Here is an 18,734-nt window from a genome sequence, read left to right as displayed (position 1 = left end):
TCATAGGCCAAGAGTATGATTGGGCCATGCAGCGTCTTCAAGCCTTCAAATACGAATTGATGCCGAACGGCGAGCAGCAGCGCAACATGCGCCGTTATGCCGGATCGTGCCGGTTCGTCTATAACAAGGCGCTGGCGTTGCAGAAACAGCGTTATGATCAAGGCGAAAAGAAGCTCAGCTATGCCGGTCTGTGTAAGCAACTCACGGAGTGGCGCAACAGCACGGAAACAGCATGGCTGGCCGATGCACCAGTCCATCCTCTTCAACAGACGCTCAAGGACTTGGAGCGGGCCTACACAAATTTCTTCGCAAAACGGGCCGACTTCCCGCGTTTCAAGAAGAAGGGTCTGGGCGACAGTTTCCGCTATCCCGACCAGAAGCAAATCAAGCTTGATCAGACCAACTCGCGTATCTTTTTGCCCAAGCTGGGCTGGCTGCGATACAGGAACAGCCGCGACGTACTCGGTGAGGTACGCAATGCCTGCGTCAGCCTGTCGGGCGGCAAGTGGTTTGTTTCGATCCAGACTGAGCGGAAGGTCGAGCGACCTGTGCCGAAAGCCACCAGCGCCATCGGCATCGACATGGGCATCGCTCGCTTTGCCACCATGAGCGATGGCACTTTCCTCGCGCCGCTCAACAGCTTTAGGAAGCACGAAGCCAGACTGCGCCGTGCGCAGCGGGCGATGAGCCGCAAGACGAAATTCAGCAACAACTGGAAGAAGTCCAAGGCCCGAATCCAGCGTATCCACGCACGCATCGGTAACGCCCGCCTCGACTACCTGCACAAAGCCACGACCACGATCAGCGAAAATCAAGCGATGGTGTGTATCGAGGACCTGAAGGTACGGAACATGTCCAAGTCAGCGGCCGGTTCAAGCGGGCAACCGGGCAAGAACGTCAGGGCCAAGTCCGGCCTGAACAAGGCCATCCTCGATCAGGGTTGGTACGAGTTCGGGCGTCAACTGGAATACAAGCTAGCGTGGAATGGCGGCTGGCTAATAGCTGTGCCGCCACAACACACCAGTCGCACGTGCCCTTGCTGCGGGCATGTATCTGCCGAGAACCGGCAGAGCCAGGCGAGCTTCGCCTGTGTGGCATGCGGCTATGCGAATCACGCCGACGTGGTCGGCGCGATCAACATTTTGGCGCGGGGGCACCGCGTTGCAGCCTGTGGAGAGTCGGCGTAGTCAAGCCGCTCTACGAAGCAGGAACCCACCGAAGTGACTACGTAGAGCATCACGTAGCGCCGTAGGAATCCTCGTCCTTTCCGCCGTAAGGCGGCAGCCGAAGGCTGAGGACGGGGAGGACGTCAATGAAGCGTCAGCCCACGAAGGCGTGGATACAAAGCCTTACAAGACTCTCAAGCGCCGTGGTCAACTGTCACAAGCTGTCGCCGTTACACGAGGTAACCAGCTTTAGGTTCTGCTCATACCAAACATGGCGAGAACCCCCTAAGGTATTGGCAACATTCGACGGAACAGCATCATGCAGAAGATCTTGGCAGTTTGTGCAATTGCAGCCGCATCCGTGCTTGCGTCAGGCACCGCCCAGGCAAGGGTAGACGTCGGAATTGGCATCGGTATTCCAGGTGTCGTAGTTGCAGCGCCTCCACCCCCGGTGTACTACGAGCCGGCCCCAGTTTACGTGGCTCCGCGCCCGGTGGTAGTGGCGCCTGGTTACTACGACGATTGGCAAGCACGCGAATGGCGTGAACAACAGTGGCGTGAACGGCGGTGGAGGGAACGCGAGTGGAGAGAGCGCCATCGCGAGTGGCGCCGTTGGCACGATGACGACTAGGACTGAAGACGGGTTCTACGCTAAGTCTGCCTTCCTGCGGGCCTGACCCCAAGGCGCGGGCTTCCCTGCGGAAGCCCGCTTTTCGTCCGCCCGTCTCAGAAGGTGGCCGGCGAATTCACCCACAGCACCCTGGCCACGACGTCGCCCACATTGCGGTAGCCATGCGGCACCTGGCTGGCGAACGTGAAGGCATCGCCCGGGCCGATCAGGTAGACGTCGTCGCCGAGCATCAGTTCGAGCTGTCCTTCGAGCACGTAGCCCACTTCCTCGCCCTGGTGCTCGATCTGCCCGTCGCTGGCCTCGCCGGGCCAGACGATGTGGATGTTGGCCTGCAGCAGGCCGCCACGCTTGGGCAGCACCACGCGTTCGAGCGCCACGCCGCCGGCCCGGATCACCGGGCGTTCACCATGCCGCAGGATCGGCGACTGGTTTGGCTCCTCGTCGCTGGTCAGCGCGCCGATATTGGTGTCCAGCGCTACGGCCAGCCGGTGCAGCGTGGTAAACGACGGGGTGGCCAGCCCGCGCTCAATCTTTGAAATCAGGCTTTCCGAGCACCCCGCCTTCCCGGCGAGCTGTAGCAGCGTGTAGCCGGCCACCAGCCGGGCGTGGCGCAGCTTGACGCCAAGCGTCAGGGTGGCCGACTTGCTGTCGGCCGTTTCAGGTGTGGGGCGCTCGGTCTTTGCCATGCAGGCTCGGAATGGGTTGGACTTGGATCGGCCGCCAGGCGCCGTACGTCGATGTGTTCAGCGGCTGGCCAGTTCGGCGACAGTGTAAGCCAGTGCCTGGGCTCCAAGGAACAGATCGGCGCCTTCCGTATCTTCGGCGGCATTGTGGCTGATGCCCCCTTTGCTTGGCACGAAGATCATCGCCGTGGGGCAATGGTCGGCCAGGTACATGGCGTCGTGGAACGCGCCGGAGGTCAGCCGCATCGGCAGCGCCCGGCCGGCGTTGCCGCTGGCACGCGAGCAGGCGCGCTCGATGGTGCCCAGCATGGCCTCGGGGAAATGCGTCGGCTCGCGATGGAAGAAGCGCGTGACCGTGACCGCTTCGGGCGCATGTGCGTGCCTGACACACGCCGCGCGCAATGCCGCTTCGGCGCGATCAAGCGCGGCGTCGTCCAGGCAGCGCATATCGACCGTGAACGTGACGTGGCCGGGAATGGTGTTGACCGAGTTCGGCGCCACGCTCCAGCGGCCCAGCGTCAGGCGCAGTTCGGGAGTACCGGGGGCGGCCGCATGGCGCGGCGCCAGCGTGTACAGGTCTTGCGCAATGGCCACGGCCGCGGCCATCGCATCGTGTCGCACCGCCATCGGCGTGGTGCCGGCATGGGCCATCGTACCCGTGCATTCCACGCGGAACCAGCGTACCGCCTGGATGCCGGTGACCACGCCCAGCGGCACATTTGCGCCTTCCAGCACCGGCCCCTGTTCGATGTGCAGTTCGACGCATGCCGCCATGGGCCGCGCCATCGGCACCCTGGGCACGTCATGGCTTTCCGCCAGCGCGGCATCGAGCGCCTCGCCGAACCGAATACCGGCCGCATCAGTCACGTCGCGATAGCCTGCCAGCCGCGCGGGTTCGACGAAGGCGCTCGACCCCATCGCGCCGGGACCGAAGCGGCTGCCTTCCTCGTTGGTCCAGGACACAACCTCGACGGGGCGCAATGTCTCAATGCCGGCCGCGTTGAGCGCGGCAATTACTTCCAGGCCGGCCAGCACGCCGTACGCGCCGTCGTACTTGCCGCCCACCGGCTGCGTATCGGCGTGGCTGCCGGTCAGCACCGGCGGCAGGTCTTCGCGGCCGGGGCGGCGGAAAAACAGGTTGCCGCAATCGTCGATGCCGACTGTGCAGCCCAGCGCGCGTGCCTGGTCGATCAGGTGGCGCCGGGCGGCCAGGTCGATCGCGGTCAGCGTTTCGCGGGAAACGCCGCCGTCGTGGCGCAGGCCAAACCGGGCCAGGGCTGCCAGCGATGCGGCCAGGCGCTCGGCGCCCACATGATCCTGCGCGCGTTCGGCAATGGTTTGTGCGTTGGCGAGGGTGGGCGGGTTCGATACGGTCAATTTGGTCTCCAGATATCAGGCAAGGCTGGCGCCGAGCGCCTGCTCAAGACGATGAGCCATGCCGAGCACGCGGGCATCGGCATGGCGCGGCCCCGTCACGGTCACGCCAACCGGCATGCCGGTGGCGCCGGTCCCCGTCGGCACATGGACGCATGGGGTGCCCAGCAGCGACCACATGCGGCAGAAAATCGGATCGCCGGTGGCGCCAAGGCCAGCAGGCGCTTCGCCTTCGGCGCTCGGGGCCAGTACGACGTCGAATTCGGCCATCGCCATACTGAACGCCGTGCGGGCTGCTTCCGCGTGGGCCAGCGCGACATGGAAGCGCTGGCCGGTGACGGCGCGGCCCGCTTTGAGTTGGCGCGCGAAAGCCGCGCTAAAGCCTTCTGCGTGCTCGCGTGCTTCCGGCGCGAATGCGGCGAGTGCCTCGAATGCCATGATGTCCAGTTGGGCTTCAGTCAGCCCGTCGCAAGCCTGCGGCAGGTTGAAGTCGCGCACCGTGCCACCGATGCGTTCGAGCGCACGGATCGCGGTGTCCAGCGCAGCTTGGGTATCGGCACTGGCGCGTTCCCAATGCGGCGTGCGGCAAATGCCGATGCGCAGCGGCGCGTGGCGTACCGTCGACGCATCCGCTACCGCGGCATCGCGCGCCAAGGTGCCGATGAAGAAGGCCGCGTCGTCCACGCGGCGGGCCAGCACCCCCACCGTATCCAGGCTCGGTGCCAGCGGCTTGATACCGGCCAGCGGCAGCGTGCCATGCGTGGGCTTGTAGCCCACCACGCCGCAATAGGCGGCCGGCCGGATGATCGATCCCGCGGTCTGTGTGCCGAAGGCCAGCGGCACCATGCCTGCGGCGACGGCGGCGGCCGATCCGCTCGAGGAGCCGCCGGGGGTGCGGGGCCTGTCCGCCGGCGCGCGCGGGTTGCGGGTCGGCCCAGGCTGAAACGTGGCGAATTCGGTGGTGACGGTCTTGCCGACCACGACCGTGCCCGCCGACCGGGCCAGTGCTACCGCCGCCGCATCCACGCCCGGCCGATGTCCGGCGTATATCGGCGAACCATAAGTGGTCGGCATGTCGGCCGTATCCATCAGGTCCTTGACGCCAAGCGGGACGCCCGGCAAGGCGCCTGACGCGCCGCCGGCATCTAGCCGCCGCGCATGCGCCACGGCGGTGTCGCCACCCACGTGCTGCCAGGCCAGAATGCCTGCGTCTTGCGCTGCAATGCGGGCCAGCGCCGCACGGACCACCGCTTCGGCGCTCAGTTCGCGCCGGGACACCATCGCCGCCAGGGTGCGGACCGGAAGATCGAGGAAATCGTCCATCGCATGTTCTCCGGATCAGCCGAAATAGGCTGCGCGAACCTCATCGTTCTCGCGCAGCGCCTGCGCGGTGCCCTGGGCCACGACACGGCCCTGGGTCAGCACATAGCCCTGGTGTGAGATGGCTAGCGTCTGGCGCGCGTTCTGTTCCACCAGCAGCACAGTCATGCCCAGTTCGTTGATCTGCTGGATGACCTTGAAGTTCTCCTTCACGTAGAGCGGCGACAGGCCCAGCGACGGCTCGTCGATGACCAGCAGCCGCGGCTGCGCCATCAGTCCGCGCCCGATCGACACCATCGCCTGTTCGCCGCCGGACATGGTGCCGGCGAGCTGGCCCGCGCGCTCGCGCAGCCGGGGGAAGATCGTGTACACGCGCTCGATGCGCTCGCGCACTTTGGCCGGGTCCGCCTCAAGGAAGGCGCCCAGCGCAAGGTTTTCAGCCACCGTCATGCGCGGGAACACCTTGCGGCCTTCGGGAATGCAGGAGATGCCGCGTGCGATGATGTTGTGGGTCTTCTCGCCCGCGATGTCCGTGCCGTCCCACAGGATGCGTCCCTGGCGCGGCGGTGTCAGGCCCAGGATCGAACGGATCAGCGTGCTCTTGCCGGCGCCGTTGGCGCCAAGGATGCATGTGATCTTGCCCGGCGGCACCTCGATCGAGACATCGTGCAGGACGTTGACCTTGTCATAGCCCGTGGTCAGCCCTTCCACGCGCAGTGTGCTGTCGCTCATGCGGCTTCCTCCCCCAGATAGGCGGTCTGCACGTCGGGATCGGCGGTAATCTCGGCGTAGGTTCCCTCGGCAATCTTCTTGCCGTAGTTCAGCACGATGCAGCGGTCGGTGATTCGCTCGATCACGTTCATCTCGTGCTCGATCAGCACCACCGACAGGTCCTGCAGCTTGCCGCGCACCTGCAGGATGTCGTCCATCAGCTCGTGAGTCTCGTCATGCGTCATGCCAGCCGAAGGCTCGTCGAGCAGCAGCAGCCGAGGGCGGCTCATCAGGGCCCGGCAGACCTCGATGCGGCGGCGGTCGATCATCGTGAACGTTTCCACCGGCTCGAACAGCCGCGCCACCAGCGGCGGGCTGAAGATGCCCAGCAGCTCGCGCACCGACTCCACGTAGCGCTCGTACTCGGCGCGGAACGCCTTGCGCCGGAACAGGTTGAAGACCAGCCCGTGCTGCATGTTCTGGTAATCGCCGATCACGATGTTGTCGAACACCGTCAGCGGCAGCGACAGCCGCGAACGCTGGAACGTCCGCGCCACGCCGCTGCGATAGATCTGCTGTGGCGTCTTGCCGATGACGTTGTCGCTGTCATAAGTGATAGTTCCGGCGCTGGCCTTGTATAGCCCCGTCAGCACGTTGAAGAACGTGGTCTTGCCGGAGCCGTTGGGGCCGAGCAGGCCCAGGATCTCGCCACGGCGGATATCGAGCTGGAGTTTGTCCAGCGCGGTCAGGCCGCCAAAGCGCATGGTCAGGTCGCGCACCTGGATCATCGCGTCGCTCATTGCGCATCCTCCCGGGGAAAGAACAGGCGGGTCTTGCGCGGCATCAGGCCGTCCGGGCGGAACAGCAGGATGGCGATCACCAGCGCCGCGTAGAACAGGAAGCGGTATTCCTGGATGAATTGCAGCTTTTCGGGCAGCACCAGCACGATGATCGCCGCTGGCACCAGGCCCACCACGTTGCCAAGGCCGCCCAGGATCACGATCGACAGCATCAGCAGCGAGTCGGCGAAGGTGAAGTTGTTGGGCGCCACGAACGCAGTGACCATACCGTAGACACTGCCCGCGATGCCGGCAAAGAAGTTGCCGAGCATGAACGCAATCACCTTCCAGCGGGCGATGTGCAGGCCGAACGCGGCGGCGGCGGTCTCGTCGGTGCGCACCACGTCCATCGCCAGGCCTACCCACGAGCGTTCCAGCGCCTTGACTACGGCAAACGTGCCTGCGCAGATCAGCAGGCTCAGCAGCGCATAGCTGGCGTAGAACGACACGTCCACGCCGAACAGTGTCACGCCCTCATTGAACGCGAAGCCGAACAGCGTCATCCCGGGCACCTGCAGGCCCTGCGGCCCGCCCAGCACGTCGTTGACCTCAAGGAAGGTCTTGAACAGGATGCCGAACGCGATGGTCACCAGCGCCGCATAGTGGCCGCGCGTGCGCAGCACGGGTGCAACCAGCACCGAGCCGATCACGGCCGCTGCCACGCCAGACAGCACGATCACCAGCACGTGAGGAATGCCCGTGTGCGTGGCCAGCACGGCCGTGGTGTAGGCGCCGATGCCAAAGAACGCCGCGCCCGCGAAGTTGGACACGCCGGAAAACCCGAACTGGACGGTCAACCCCAGGCAGGCGGTGGTGTAAAGCAGCACCGCACACAGCATCAACAGGACGAAATGGCTCTCGTGGAACAGCGCGATCAGCGCCAGCGTGCCGGCCAGCGCCCATAGCCTGGACTGGCCCGGTCGCCGCACTGTCGCCTGCTCCGCGGCCTGCGTCAGGCCCAGCCGACCCGCCGCAAACACCGCGGCCCCGGCCAGTGCCAGCAGCACGGCCACTGCCAGCTGCGATTCCGCATGCAGGAAGCAGTAGAGATAGGCCACCATGGCGATGGCCGCGATGGCCAGCACCATGGCCGGGCGGCGTTGCGAGCCGTCGGTCGTTGCGCCGGGGACCGCAGGCAGCGGCTTCGAGACGTTGTCAGACACGTTCACTGGCTTTCTCCGCGATGAGTCCGGTCGGCTTCCAGGCCATCAGCACGATGACCACGGCAAAGGCGAATACGTCCTTGTAGGCGCTCGGGATGTCTGGCACCAGGGCCGGCAGCATGGCACTGCCCAGTACCTGCAGCGCCGCAAACAGGAAGCCGCCGAGGATGGCGCCGTAGATATTGCCGAGCCCGCCCAGGATGGCAGCGGCAAAGCCGATCACTCCCAGCAGCAGCCCGACGTTGAAGTTGATCTCGTTGTAGTAGAGGCCGTTCATCACGCCCGCCAGTGCCGCCATGGCGGACCCCAGCGCAAACGTGACCAGTACCACTACCTCGAAGTTGATGCCCATCAGCCGGGCCGTTTCGCCATCCTGGGCCACGGCACGAATGGCCATGCCAAAGCGCGTGCGGGTGATCAGCAGATGCACGCCGAGGATGATGGCTACGCCGGCGGCCAGCAGGATCAGGTTGTCCGCGCGGATGGAGAGCGCGCCGATGGTGAACTCGCCAGCGGGCAGCAGCGCGGGAAACGGCTTCGGGTTCGAGCCGTCCGGGTAGAACAGCCGGACCGCCTCACGCAGCACTGTGCCCAGCATCAGCGTGGCCAGCAGCGTGTTCAGCGGTGGCGCACGGCGCAGCGGCAGGATCAGGACGCGGGCGATGCCGGCGCCCAGCAGGCCGGTCACCGTCACCGCGCACACCACGATGGCCAGCAGCTGCAGCCACGGGGAATCCACGTGCATCGCCACCACGCCGGCTGATGCCGCCAGCCCGGCAAACGCGCCCACCATCAGCACATCGCCATGAGAAAACTTGATCACGTCGAGCACGCCGAAGAACAGCGTGAACCCGACCGCCACCATGGCGTAGATCATCCCGAGCATCAGCCCGTTAAAGACGTACTGCCCTAATACACTCATCGGTATCCTCCGAATTCCGGATGCCCAGGCGGGCGCGGGGCCGGGCGGGGGGCAGGAGCGCCCCGAACCCGGCCGCCATGCTTACAGGCCGGTCAGCTTCTTCTTGCCCTTGCCGTAGGTGCTGTCTTCCCAGATCACCCACTTGCCGTCTTCCACCACATACTTGGTGATCAGCGGCACCACGTTCTGGCCGTGGTCGTCGAAGGTGACCTTGCCGATGATGGTGTTCACGTCCCTGGTGCCGTTCAGCACATCACGCACCTTCTTGCGGTCCGGGCCCACCTTTTCCACGGCGTCCATGATCAGGTTGGCCGCGGCGAACGCAAACGGGCCGTACGCTTCGGGCGGTTCACCGTATTTCTGCTGCGTGTAGCGTTCCATGAAGAACTGGCCGCCCGCCAGCTTCTCTACCGGCGCGCCTTCGATGAACGCCAGCGAACCCTCCGACAGCGGCTTGCCCACGCCTTCGATATAGGCATCGGACTTGATGCCCGACGTGCCTTCGAACTGGGCCTTGATGCCGAGCTTGTCCATCTGCGTGCGGATGCGCACGCCCAGCGGCGTGAGGCCGCCGAAATACACCACGTCGGGCTTCAGTTCGCGGATCTTGGTCAGCTCCGTGGTGAAGTCCTGCTGATCGGCTGTCACGCCGAACGTGCCTACGATGGTGCCGCCATCCTTCTTAAGGAACTCGCTGAAATACTTGTTGTGGCCCTTGCCGTAGTCGGTGGTGTCATGGATGATCGCCCACTTCTTGTAGCCCAGCCCGGTCATGAATTTGGCTGCCACTTCGCTCTGGTTGATCATCGTGCCGTTGACGCGATGGATCTCCTTGAACTTGTTGCCGTAGGTGACCTCGGGCAGCACGGCGCCCCACACGACGGCGGGCATGCCGAAGCGGTTGTAGACGCCCACTGTACCCATGGCCACGGCAGAGCAGAAGTGCGTCACGCCGGCAACAATGGACTTGTCCGCCGCGATCTTGGTCGCCACCTGCACGCCGACGTTCGGCCGGCATTCGTCGTCCTGCACCACCAGTTCATAGGTGTACCTGGCCTTCGGGTCCGCATTGCGCAAGCGCACGGCCAGGTCCGCGGAATTACGTCCGCCCAGGCCGATCGACGACACGCCACCGGTCAGCGGACCGACAAAGGCAATCTTGACGACATCCTTGGCCTGCGCCGGTGCTGCCGTCAGGACCATTGCGGTCGCTGCGGCTGCCATGGCGGCGGCTACTGCAGTGTGTTTCTTGCGCACTCTCTTTCCCCCTGGGTTGCATGGACAAATTGGACGGGCCACTGGCCCGGCGTCACGGACCCGAACCGATGCGGGCCGCCTGCGGATACCCGGGGCGGCTTCTTGAAAGCCGCCTGCACCAAATTCAAGTTACTTGAATGCTATGCAACAGACATGCCACCCTTCAACGAGCAATAACCCGTAGCTGGAATGGGGGTGTGGGGGAAATGAGGAGCGGATCCGTGGGTCCGATGCTCAACTTGCGCGCATTGGGCGCACGTTTGCGGTGCTAAACGACTCCCGGATGCGAGGCACAGATAAGTATCTTGATATCTATCGACCTATGGTATATCTTTTGATAGCTATCATAGGAAACATCGTGAGCACCACTGCCAAAATTTTCACCACTGGCCGCAGCCAGGCGGTACGGCTGCCGCAGGAATTCCGCTTCGCCGAGCGCGAGGTATATATACGCCGCGACCCGTCCACCGGCGACGTGATCCTGTCGCGCCGGCCGGAGAGTTGGGACGGCTTCCTGGCAGCCATCAAGGACAGCGCCGTGCCGGCAGACTTCCTGGCCGGCCGCGCGCAGGGCGAACAAGCCAGGGATCCGCTGGCGGGCCTCGAATGACGCGCTACATGCTCGACACCAATATCGTGAGCCACCTGCTGCGGGCACATCCGGCAGTCGTGGCACGCGTGACGGCCGCGCCGATGGCGGCGCTGTGCCTGTCAGCCATCACCGGCGCGGAACTGATGTACGGGCTGGCCAAACGCCCCGGTGCAGCGCGCCTCGCGCGCGCAGTCGACGAACTGCTGCGCAGGGTCGAGGTGTTGCCCTGGACCCCTTCAGTAATGGTCGGCTATGGTGAGACCCGCGCTGCGCTGGAATCCCAAGGACAGCCAATGGGGGCACTGGACTTGCTGATTGCCGCGCACGCGCTGGAGACTGGTGCGGTGCTGGTGACCAATGACCAGGCGTTCCGGCGCGTTCCTGGCCTGGTGGTGGAGGACTGGTCGGTTCCGACCGGAAACTGATCGCGGCAATCTGAAAGATTGGCCAACTGCGCGTCTGGCCGACACCCGGCATCGGCCAGTCCTGCCGCAACCGCAGTGCGCTACTGGTCTGCCTTCGCCCCCGAGCGCCGCACGATTTCCGCCCATTTCCTGCCTTCGGAAGCGTTGTAGCGGGCAAAGTCGCCGGGTGAAGAGCCGACCGGCTCGGCGCCCATGTCGGCGTATTGTTGCCGCACATCGGGCCGCTTCAGCGCGCTGGCCGCATGCGCGGCCAGCTTTTCCACGACCGGGGCCGGCGTGCCGCGCGGCGCCCACAGGCCGTACCAGGTGCTGATGTCGAAGCCGGGCAGGCCGGACTCGGCGACGGTGGGCACGTTTGGCAGCGCGCTCGCGCGGCGCGCGGTGGTCACGGCAACGGCACGCAGCTTGCCGGACTTGATGAAGGGCATCGCCGACGGCATGGAATCAAACATCAGCTGGATCTGGCCTCCCATCAGGTCCGTCAGCGCCGGCGCGCTGCCCTTGTACGGCACATGCTGCATCGGCACCTTTGCTGCCAGCTTGAACGATTCGCCGGCCAGGTGCTGGGCCGAGGCATTGCCAGCCGAGCCGAAGTTGAGCGCACCGCCCTGACTATTTGCGTAGGCGATCAGGTCCTGCACGGTCTTTACCGGCGATGCGTTGTTGACCACCAGCACCAACGGCACGTCGGCCAGCTGCGTGACGGGCACGAAGTCCTTGAATGAGTCATAGCGCATCTTCGGCTGGATGCTGGGGTTGATTACATGCAGCGAGGCATTGGCCAGGATGGTGTAGCCGTCGGCGGGCGCGCGCGCCACGGCTTCGGCGCCGATCATGCCACTGGCGCCGGGTTTGTTGTCGACCACCACGCTCTGGCCCAGGCTCTCGCCCATCTTGACTGCGACCACGCGAGCGAGCAGGTCGGTCGGTCCGCCGGCGGGGTAGGGCAGCACCATGCGCACGGGATGCAGCGGGAAGTCCTGCGCGACGGCGGCAGCCGGCAACGCGGCCGCAGCTACCGCCAGCATCAGTGCGGCGCGCAGCCGCGGCCACGCAGGAAGTCGTTTCTGGTATCGGGTGTTCACGTCTCTGTCTCCTTGATTTTTATCGCTACCTTGCCCACCACCTGGCGGGATTCCAGCGCGGCCAAGGCGTCGCCCAGGCCGGTGATCGGATAGACCGCGGATACGGTCGGCTCCAGCTTGCCCTGCGCGGCCCAATCGAACAGCGTCGCCATGACCTCCTGCAGCGCCTCCGCATGCTCGGCTCGCTCGTTGGCGGGCGTCCAGCCGATGTAGCGGCCAAAGAAGAACCCGTGCAGCGTGAGGTTCTTGACCAGCAGCAGGTTGACCGGGGCCTGCGGGATGGTGCCGCTGGCAAAGCCGATGCTGAGGATGCGTGCGTTCGCCGCCGCCGCGCGCAGCGCCTGGTTGAACAGGTCGCCGCCGACCGGGTCCACCACCACGTCCGCGCCACGGCCGTCCGTCAGCGCCTTGACCGATGCCGCCAGGTCCGCCGGGGCCAGCGCGTGCGTGGCGCCGCGCCGCAGCGCGTCGGCTCGCTTGGCCTCGGTGCTGGCGCAGGCGATGACCGTGGCGCCGAGCTGGCGCGCAATCTCCACGGCGGCCAGGCCGACACCGGCCCCGGCGCCAAGCACCAGCACCGTGTCGCCTGAGCGCAGCGCACAGCGCCACACCAGCCCGCAATACGCCGTGCCATAGGAAATCGGGATCGGCAGCGCAGCCTTTGGCGGCAGCGCGTCCGGGACGCGGTAGACGGTGTACTCGGGCACGGTGACCTGCTCGGCAAAGCAGCCCCAGTCCGCGATCGCCACCACCCGGTCGCCGGAACGCAGCCGCGTGACCGCGTCACCGCAGGCCACCACGCGGCCGACCGCTTCGGTGCCGGGCACGAAGGGCAACGGGGGGCGCCGCTGGTACTGGCCGGCGATCATCAGGCCGGTGGCATGGCTGACGCTGGCGTACTCGACGGCAATCGTGACCGCATGCGGGTCGGCCAGCGCCGGTTCCGGAATGGTCTGCAGCGCCAAGTCCTGCACGCCGCCGAACTGCTTGCAGACAAGCGCCTTCATTGCACACCTGCCTTGGCCGCCGGGGCCGTCGCCTGTCGCACCACACCCTGCTGCAGCCATGCGTCGATGGCCTGCTGGCCGAAGCCGGCCTCGCGCAGGACCTGCACGGTATGTTCGCCGTTGGCCGGCGCCGGGCCGGCTGGCCGGCGCATGTCGCGCGCCGGGATGCCGGCGAAGGGCAGCGGTCCGAGCCCCGGCTGCGCGATCGTCTGGAAGGTCTGCCGGTGTGCGGCCTGCGGGTGCGCCAGCACGTCGTCATAGCTGCGCACCGGGGCATGCAGCACGTCATGCCGGCTGAGGATGTCTTGCCATTGCGCGGTCGTGCGCGTGGCGATCTGCCCGGCCACCTGCTGGTTCAGCAGCCCGGCGTGGGCCATGCGCGCGGCATTGTCGGCAAAGCGCGGGTCTTCCAGCCAGTCGGTGCGGTCCAGCGCATGGCATAGCTTGGCGAACTGCGCGTTGTTCAGCGCCAGCAGCGTCACGCTGCCGTCGCTGCTGGCATAGACGCCATTGGGCGCGCTCACCGGCCCGGCGGCCGTCGGGCCACCGATCGCGTGCTCGAGCAGGTTGTTGGCCTGCAGCGCACAACACGCATCGAACAGGTTCAGCTCGACATGGCCGCCGCGCCCGCTGCGAAAGCGCCGGCACAGCGCCGCGGCGCAGGCCTGGGCGGCATAGAGGCCGGTGGCGGCGTCGGCCAGCAGCATGCCGATGCGGCGCGCGCCACCGTCGGCGGCACGGTTGGCGAACATCAGCCCGGAGTCGGCCTGCATCACCGAGTCCGACGCCGGATAGTCGGCATAGGGACCATCCGGGCCATAGCCGCTGATCGACACATAGACCAGCGCGGGCCGTTGTGCGGCCAGTGCCGCATAGCCCACGCCCAGCCGTTCCGCCACTTGAGGGCGGAAGTTCTGCACAACGATGTCCGCTTGCAGCGCAAGGCCGAGCAGCACTTCCTTGCCGGCGTCGGTGGTGGCGTCGATGCAGACGCTGCGCTTGCCGGCGTTATAGGCAATCGTCAGCGCGCTGGTATCGCCGCGCACGACCCCGACCTTGCGGCCCCAGTCGCCCGCGGGCGGCTCGACCTTGACGATTTCCGCGCCTTGCTGCCACAGGATGTGCGCGCAGTACGGGCCGGCAATGCCCTGGCTGATGTCCAGCACGCGCAGGCCGGTGAAGGGCAGGTCGGTGTCGGACAGGTCGGAAGCGGGCAGTGCGGACATGGGATTTGAAGGTGGATAAGCAGGAGGTTTATGCTAGGGTTGGCTTCCTGCCAGGACAATCCCTCGATTTGTGCCTACGGTGTTGACTCATGATTGACAATAATTTCGATCTCAACCTGGTGCGGCTCTTCGTCACCATGGTCGAGTCGCGCACGCTGACCGCCGCCGCCGAGCGCAGCGGCATGACCCGCTCCAACGTATCGCGCCGCCTGAAATTGCTGGAGCAGCACCTGGGCGCTCAATTGATGCGCCGCACCACGCGCCATGTCGAACTGACCGAAGCGGGTCAGTTGCTGTACGCGCATGGGTTGCGCATGCTGGACGAACTGCAGTCGGCCAATACCTCGATCGACAGCCTTGGCCAGGTGGTGCGCGGCGACGTGCGTATCCGCCTGCCCACGGGACTGGGTCATCTCTACCTGACGCCATTGCTGCTGGAATTCGCGCGCAACTACCCGCAGATTTCGCTGCGCGTCGTCATCAACGACAACATTGGCGACCTGATCCCGGCCGAGGTCGACGTGGCGCTGAAGATCACCTCGCAGCCGCCGGATGACCACGTGGCGCGGCGCATCTGCGATGTCGGCTGGTGCCTGTGCGCGTCGGCATCGTTCCTGGACAGTCACGGTCCGATCCGGACCGTGGCCGACCTGGAGCGCTGCGACATGATTGCCCCGGCATCGCTAGGGCGCCGCTTTACGCTGAAGGTATGGCTGGCGGGTACGCCGATGACGTTGCGCGTGTCGCCCCGGATCCAGTCAGGCGACTATCCGTTCCTGTTCGAGTCGGTGATGGGCGGGCTGGGCGTGGCACTGCTGCCGCGCTATGCGGTCTGGCGGCAACTGCAGTCCGGACAAATGCGCGAGGCGCTGGCCGAGTGCGAAGCCGAAGGCGTGGGCGACAGCGTCTACATGCTGACCGCGCCAAACCGCTATCCGACGCTGGCAACGCGAACGCTGATGGACTTTATCCGCCTGCATCTGGAGCGGCAGGCAGAGAACTGGGGGCGCCGCAACCTGCCTGCGGCATCGGCCAATGAAAGCAACGCCGCCCCAGCGTCTTGACCGTTGATGCGGCATGGCGGGCGCAGCGATTACTTCTCCTGCATCCTGGCAGCCCTGACGATCTCGCCCAGCCGCTTGCGCTCCGCATCGACAAACTTCACGAAGTCCGCACGCGTGCCGCCGACCGGCTCGATGCCCACGGCCTTCAGCTTGGCGGCGGCGGCCGGGTCCTTCATGGCCTTGTCCACCGCGGCGGCCACCTTGTCCAGGATCGCATCGGGCGTCCCCTTGGGTGCATGGACGCCGGCCCAATGCGCGATCTGCAGCTCCGGGAAACCTTGCTCCACGGCGGTGGGAAGCTGCGGGTAGGCCGAGAAGCGTTGCGTCCAGGTGGTGGCCAGCGGCTTGAACTTGCCGTCGTGCAGGATATGCGGAAGGGCGATGATGCTGGCCTCTGAGGTTCCTTCCACCTGGCCGCCCAGCACTGCCGTAGTGCTTTCCGACCCGCTCTTGTAGGGCACCGGCTGCAGTTTCGCGCCGTACTTCACATTCAGGATCTCCGCCACGAAGTGCGGGGTGCTGCCGGTTCCCGCGGTCGCGAAGTTGAAACCGCTCCCCTTCTTTGACGCCTCGACAAAGTCGCGCAGATCCTTGTAGGGCGCGTTCTTCGGCACCACGATGACCGAGGGCGCAAGGCCGATCATGGCGACGGGGACCAGCGCGTCATCCTTGAACGGCATGGACTTCTTGATCATGCCGTTCGAGATGACGCCGGCTGCGCTGATCAGGAAGGTGTAGCCATCCGGCGCGCTCTTGGCCACGATGTCGGCGCCCACGGTGCCGCCCGCGCCGGGCCGGTTCTCGATCAGCACGGTCTGGCCCAGCGCCTTGGTGGCGCCCTCGGCCGCGGCGCGCGCCATCAGGTCATTGGCGCCGCCGGCGGCAAAGGGCACGACAAAGCGGATTGTCTTGCTCGGCCATTGCTCTTGTGCGCAAGCTGGTGTAGCCGCGATAACGCTTACCGTCGCCAACAGGCCCAGGGTGAATCGGCTCTTTATGTTCAAGGCATGTCTCCGTCCGTGTAGTTTGTATGGGCTGGTGAATGCTACGAGAACCAGTCCATGCCGTGCTCGCGAATGAATGCCGGCGACCTGCATTTTACCGGCGCGGCGTCGAGCAGGCGGCCTGCACTGGCAATTGTGGCAACTACAATCAAGCGGGGAACTAGCGCAGATAGGAGCGTGTCATGGCTGCATACCTGATTGCCGACGTTGACGTCACGGACCCCGCCGTTTTTGAAGAGTACAAACGAGACGTACCTGCTACCGAGGTGCGGTATGGTGGGAAGTATCTGGGCCGTGGCGGTCCAACCAAAGTTCTCGAAGGAGACTGGCAGCCGCATCGTCTCGTCATCGTCGAGTTCCCGGACATGGATGCCTTGATGGCCTGGTATGACTCGCCAGAGTACGCCCGCCTCAAGGCGATTCGGGAAAGGTGTGCGACAACAAGGATTATCGCGCTGGAAGGGGTCGCGGCCGTCACCGTCTAGAAAATCGGCGCAAGCGTTGCCGGCGTCTGGCTCCGACCGGGTCGGCCTGGTCAGCGGTTTCCTGTTCGCGCGGCTGCGTGCGGGTGCTGTCTGATTCGGTCCGTGGCGATGCAACCGCGGGCCTGGCGCCCTTCACGCTGCGCCCAGGCGCTTCGCATTTGCCATCGCACGGCCGTGGATCGGCGCGAGGATTTCCTGCATCAGGTTTGTCGCCAGGTCTGCCAGCTTCAGCGGGTTGCCGGGGAACCCGGCGGCCAATTGCAGAAGGTCGGCCTGGCGTTCGAACCATTGCGCGGTGGAACGACTGCATGCCAGCGTGGCCGCGGCCGCGGATGTCGCCCAGAGATGGTCGCTGGTGTCCTTTGCGAGGGTCATGGTCAGGTTGATCCATCCCGAACCCATCGCAAGCAACGATTCCGATGCGGCCTCTCCCTTCTCAATGCTCATCAGGCTGAATTCGCGCTGGTCCTGCTCGTCAGGCGCCGGACCGGCGATCGCCATGCGCGTGGTGCGAATGCTGACGACATGTATTGCCGCCTGGAGCAGTTCGCACATTTCACTGAAGAGGCGGGAGGAGTTTGTTGCAGAAGCGTCGAGGACAGGCTGCGGAATAACGGAGGAGGGCACGCGGGTTTTCCTTCGGCATCCGATGAAAACGGACACCTGGCAAATTCTTGGGAGGCGAGCGGCGTCTGGATCGCTTTTTGAAGGCGTGTCCGGCCGGCATGCCTCCAAGCATAGGTGCATTTATGTTGCATTGCACCAATTCTTTTGGTTTTCTGCGCTGGGTTGGGCACGACACGACACCGCAGGACTCGGCGCCTCAGCTCCCGCAAGCGTGAATCAGGAACTCCCTCAGCGCATCCGCCGGCTTGCCCAGCTTGCGCCCGGGCTGCCACAGCATGCCGACCTCCATGTCCGGCACCGCATTGGCAATCGGCCGGGCCTCGATCTGCTTTCCCTCCAGTGACCACGGGCGATACACCATGTCGGACAGCACGGTGACGCCGAAGCCATGCGCCACCAGCCCGCGCAGGGCCTCCATCGAGCCGGTCCGGAATGCGACCTTGGGTGCGAGCCGGTGGCTGCGCCAGTAACGCAGGGTGGATTCCTCGGCCTCGTCCACGGTGATGAGGATATACGGATAGGCCGCAATATCGCGCAGCGAAGGCCGCTCCACGGCCAGCAGCGGATGGCTGGACGAGGTCCACAGCTGGCGCCGGGAACGCATCAGCGTATGACGCTGGAAGCGCTGGGGCCGCTCCAGGTTCGACAGCAGCGCAATGCCCAGCTCAATCTCCCCCGCCAGCACGGCTCGCTCGATATCCGGCCGGTCCATGTCGAGCAGATCCAGTTCGATGTCCGGATAGTTGGTGCGAAAGCGCGCCAGCAGCCCCGGCAGGAAGTAGCCCAGCACCGTGTAGGAGGCGGCCAGGCGCACGCTGCCCTGCAACCCGTGCACCTGGAAGCGCGGCTCGCGCAGCGCATCCTCGACCGAATCCAGGATCTGGCGGGCGTGCTGGAAGAATAGGTGGCCTTCTGCCGTCAGCGTCACACCGTGGGGCCGGCGATCGAACAGGCGTACGGCCAGGCGCTGCTCAAGCGCCAGCACAGCATTGGTGATGGCCGACTGCGAGACATGCTCGGCGGTCGCGGCCATCGAGAATTGCCCGGTCTCCGCGGCCGCGACGAAATAGCGGAACTGCCTCAGCGTGACTTCCTTGGCCAGTCTTTCCGAGCCTTCGCGCACCTTGAACATGGGGGGTCTCCGAGGTATCCG

At 65.5% G+C, this 18,734-nt stretch carries 20 protein-coding genes; 6 read left to right on the top strand and 14 right to left on the bottom strand.

The genetic code is table 11. From position 1 onward, the window contains the following. The first annotated feature begins 26 nt into the window (after window positions 1–26). Window positions 27–1,187 carry an RNA-guided endonuclease TnpB family protein gene (locus KB879_RS15240; protein ID WP_049800573.1) on the top strand — a complete coding sequence of 387 codons (1,161 nt, stop codon included), beginning with the start codon at window positions 27–29 and terminating at the stop codon, window positions 1,185–1,187. A gap of 298 nt (window positions 1,188–1,485) precedes the next feature. Then, on the top strand, window positions 1,486–1,797 hold the full coding sequence (locus tag KB879_RS15235) for a hypothetical protein (RefSeq protein WP_080569604.1): 312 nt from the start codon (window positions 1,486–1,488) through the stop codon (window positions 1,795–1,797). Window positions 1,798–1,892: 95 nt separating this feature from the next. On the opposite strand, the gene KB879_RS15230 is transcribed toward KB879_RS15235, so the two are convergent. The 8 genes from KB879_RS15230 to KB879_RS15195 all read right to left on the bottom strand — a co-directional run bounded on the left by KB879_RS15230 (window position 1,893) and on the right by KB879_RS15195 (window position 10,066). Then, complete coding sequence (locus KB879_RS15230; protein WP_013953602.1) at window positions 1,893–2,483, bottom strand: helix-turn-helix domain-containing protein; 591 nt, start codon at window positions 2,481–2,483, stop codon at window positions 1,893–1,895. A 57-nt stretch (window positions 2,484–2,540) separates the two neighbouring features. Further along, window positions 2,541–3,857 carry a M20 family metallo-hydrolase gene (locus KB879_RS15225; RefSeq protein ID WP_211982001.1) on the bottom strand — a complete coding sequence of 439 codons (1,317 nt, stop codon included), beginning with the start codon at window positions 3,855–3,857 and terminating at the stop codon, window positions 2,541–2,543. A gap of 15 nt (window positions 3,858–3,872) precedes the next feature. Next, a complete protein-coding gene (locus KB879_RS15220; RefSeq protein WP_211981999.1) occupies window positions 3,873–5,177 on the bottom strand; it encodes an amidase in 1,305 nt (434 codons plus the stop codon). A gap of 15 nt (window positions 5,178–5,192) precedes the next feature. Beyond that, on the bottom strand, window positions 5,193–5,906 hold the full coding sequence (locus KB879_RS15215; RefSeq protein WP_211981997.1) for an ABC transporter ATP-binding protein: 714 nt from the start codon (window positions 5,904–5,906) through the stop codon (window positions 5,193–5,195). Further along, entirely contained in the window at window positions 5,903–6,685 is a 783-nt protein-coding gene (locus KB879_RS15210; RefSeq protein ID WP_013953598.1) for an ABC transporter ATP-binding protein, read from the bottom strand. The genes KB879_RS15215 and KB879_RS15210 overlap by 4 nt, the downstream gene beginning before the upstream one ends. Continuing rightward, entirely contained in the window at window positions 6,682–7,893 is a 1,212-nt protein-coding gene (locus KB879_RS15205) for a branched-chain amino acid ABC transporter permease (protein ID WP_249221313.1), read from the bottom strand. Before KB879_RS15205 ends, KB879_RS15210 begins: the two co-directional genes overlap by 4 nt. Next, a complete protein-coding gene (locus tag KB879_RS15200) occupies window positions 7,880–8,809 on the bottom strand; it encodes a branched-chain amino acid ABC transporter permease (protein ID WP_013953596.1) in 930 nt (309 codons plus the stop codon). The genes KB879_RS15205 and KB879_RS15200 overlap by 14 nt, the downstream gene beginning before the upstream one ends. A gap of 81 nt (window positions 8,810–8,890) precedes the next feature. Next, entirely contained in the window at window positions 8,891–10,066 is a 1,176-nt protein-coding gene (locus tag KB879_RS15195) for a branched-chain amino acid ABC transporter substrate-binding protein (protein WP_013953595.1), read from the bottom strand. A 358-nt stretch (window positions 10,067–10,424) separates the two neighbouring features. Between KB879_RS15195 and KB879_RS15190 the strand changes: the two genes are divergently transcribed. Further along, the gene (locus tag KB879_RS15190; protein WP_041228698.1) at window positions 10,425–10,676 is read left to right on the top strand and encodes an antitoxin; all 252 of its coding nucleotides are present in this window, start codon (window positions 10,425–10,427) and stop codon (window positions 10,674–10,676) included. Further along, window positions 10,673–11,083: a type II toxin-antitoxin system VapC family toxin gene (locus KB879_RS15185; protein ID WP_211981994.1), complete on the top strand. Its 411-nt coding sequence runs from the start codon at window positions 10,673–10,675 to the stop codon at window positions 11,081–11,083. The genes KB879_RS15190 and KB879_RS15185 overlap by 4 nt, the downstream gene beginning before the upstream one ends. Before the next feature lie 80 nt (window positions 11,084–11,163). Here the strand turns inward: KB879_RS15185 and KB879_RS15180 are convergent, their stop codons facing one another. The 3 genes from KB879_RS15180 to KB879_RS15170 are packed head-to-tail and all read right to left on the bottom strand — an operon-like array spanning window position 11,164 to window position 14,401. Beyond that, window positions 11,164–12,111 (bottom strand): tripartite tricarboxylate transporter substrate binding protein, encoded by a 948-nt coding sequence (locus tag KB879_RS15180; protein WP_249221339.1) that lies wholly within the window; start codon window positions 12,109–12,111, stop codon window positions 11,164–11,166. A 53-nt stretch (window positions 12,112–12,164) separates the two neighbouring features. Next, complete coding sequence (locus KB879_RS15175) at window positions 12,165–13,175, bottom strand: NADPH:quinone oxidoreductase family protein (RefSeq protein ID WP_211981990.1); 1,011 nt, start codon at window positions 13,173–13,175, stop codon at window positions 12,165–12,167. Continuing rightward, window positions 13,172–14,401 carry a CaiB/BaiF CoA-transferase family protein gene (locus KB879_RS15170; RefSeq protein WP_013953590.1) on the bottom strand — a complete coding sequence of 410 codons (1,230 nt, stop codon included), beginning with the start codon at window positions 14,399–14,401 and terminating at the stop codon, window positions 13,172–13,174. The genes KB879_RS15175 and KB879_RS15170 overlap by 4 nt, the downstream gene beginning before the upstream one ends. A gap of 89 nt (window positions 14,402–14,490) precedes the next feature. Between KB879_RS15170 and KB879_RS15165 the strand changes: the two genes are divergently transcribed. Beyond that, window positions 14,491–15,465, top strand: a complete 975-nt coding sequence (locus tag KB879_RS15165; protein WP_211981988.1) for a LysR family transcriptional regulator — start codon at window positions 14,491–14,493, stop codon at window positions 15,463–15,465. A 29-nt stretch (window positions 15,466–15,494) separates the two neighbouring features. Here KB879_RS15165 and KB879_RS15160 read toward each other — a convergent pair whose 3' ends face one another. Continuing rightward, entirely contained in the window at window positions 15,495–16,445 is a 951-nt protein-coding gene (locus KB879_RS15160) for a tripartite tricarboxylate transporter substrate binding protein (protein WP_249221338.1), read from the bottom strand. Between the two features lie 206 nt (window positions 16,446–16,651). Here KB879_RS15160 and KB879_RS15155 point away from each other — a divergent pair, with 206 nt between their 5' ends. Beyond that, entirely contained in the window at window positions 16,652–16,954 is a 303-nt protein-coding gene (locus KB879_RS15155) for a DUF1330 domain-containing protein (RefSeq protein ID WP_013953587.1), read from the top strand. Window positions 16,955–17,086: 132 nt separating this feature from the next. Here KB879_RS15155 and KB879_RS15150 read toward each other — a convergent pair whose 3' ends face one another. Together KB879_RS15150 and KB879_RS15145 are read right to left on the bottom strand one after the other, a co-directional pair. Continuing rightward, window positions 17,087–17,581, bottom strand: a complete 495-nt coding sequence (locus KB879_RS15150) for a polyhydroxyalkanoate granule-associated phasin (RefSeq protein WP_238553102.1) — start codon at window positions 17,579–17,581, stop codon at window positions 17,087–17,089. A 196-nt stretch (window positions 17,582–17,777) separates the two neighbouring features. After that, complete coding sequence (locus KB879_RS15145) at window positions 17,778–18,713, bottom strand: LysR substrate-binding domain-containing protein (RefSeq protein ID WP_013953585.1); 936 nt, start codon at window positions 18,711–18,713, stop codon at window positions 17,778–17,780. Between the last annotated feature and the right edge of the window lie 21 nt (window positions 18,714–18,734).

This window comes from Cupriavidus sp. KK10 (genome assembly GCF_018223725.1).
GTDB lineage: Bacteria > Pseudomonadota > Gammaproteobacteria > Burkholderiales > Burkholderiaceae > Cupriavidus > Cupriavidus necator.
The sequence above is the reverse complement of the archived record's forward strand: the minus strand, read 5'-3'. Positions and strand labels throughout refer to the sequence as shown.

Coding starts and splice junctions, on each gene's coding strand:
- KB879_RS15200 (WP_013953596.1), bottom strand. CDS start 8,809: ATGAGTGTATTAGGGCAGTACGTCTTTAACGGGCTGATGCTCGGGATG.
- KB879_RS15215 (WP_211981997.1), bottom strand. CDS start 5,906: ATGAGCGACAGCACACTGCGCGTGGAAGGGCTGACCACGGGCTATGAC.
- KB879_RS15235 (WP_080569604.1), top strand. CDS start 1,486: ATGCAGAAGATCTTGGCAGTTTGTGCAATTGCAGCCGCATCCGTGCTT.
- KB879_RS15155 (WP_013953587.1), top strand. CDS start 16,652: ATGGCTGCATACCTGATTGCCGACGTTGACGTCACGGACCCCGCCGTT.
- KB879_RS15210 (WP_013953598.1), bottom strand. CDS start 6,685: ATGAGCGACGCGATGATCCAGGTGCGCGACCTGACCATGCGCTTTGGC.
- KB879_RS15170 (WP_013953590.1), bottom strand. CDS start 14,401: ATGTCCGCACTGCCCGCTTCCGACCTGTCCGACACCGACCTGCCCTTC.
- KB879_RS15180 (WP_249221339.1), bottom strand. CDS start 12,111: ATGCTGGCGGTAGCTGCGGCCGCGTTGCCGGCTGCCGCCGTCGCGCAG.
- KB879_RS15175 (WP_211981990.1), bottom strand. CDS start 13,175: ATGAAGGCGCTTGTCTGCAAGCAGTTCGGCGGCGTGCAGGACTTGGCG.
- KB879_RS15145 (WP_013953585.1), bottom strand. CDS start 18,713: ATGTTCAAGGTGCGCGAAGGCTCGGAAAGACTGGCCAAGGAAGTCACG.
- KB879_RS15230 (WP_013953602.1), bottom strand. CDS start 2,483: ATGGCAAAGACCGAGCGCCCCACACCTGAAACGGCCGACAGCAAGTCG.
- KB879_RS15185 (WP_211981994.1), top strand. CDS start 10,673: ATGACGCGCTACATGCTCGACACCAATATCGTGAGCCACCTGCTGCGG.
- KB879_RS15240 (WP_049800573.1), top strand. CDS start 27: ATGCAGCGTCTTCAAGCCTTCAAATACGAATTGATGCCGAACGGCGAG.
- KB879_RS15165 (WP_211981988.1), top strand. CDS start 14,491: ATGATTGACAATAATTTCGATCTCAACCTGGTGCGGCTCTTCGTCACC.
- KB879_RS15220 (WP_211981999.1), bottom strand. CDS start 5,177: ATGGACGATTTCCTCGATCTTCCGGTCCGCACCCTGGCGGCGATGGTG.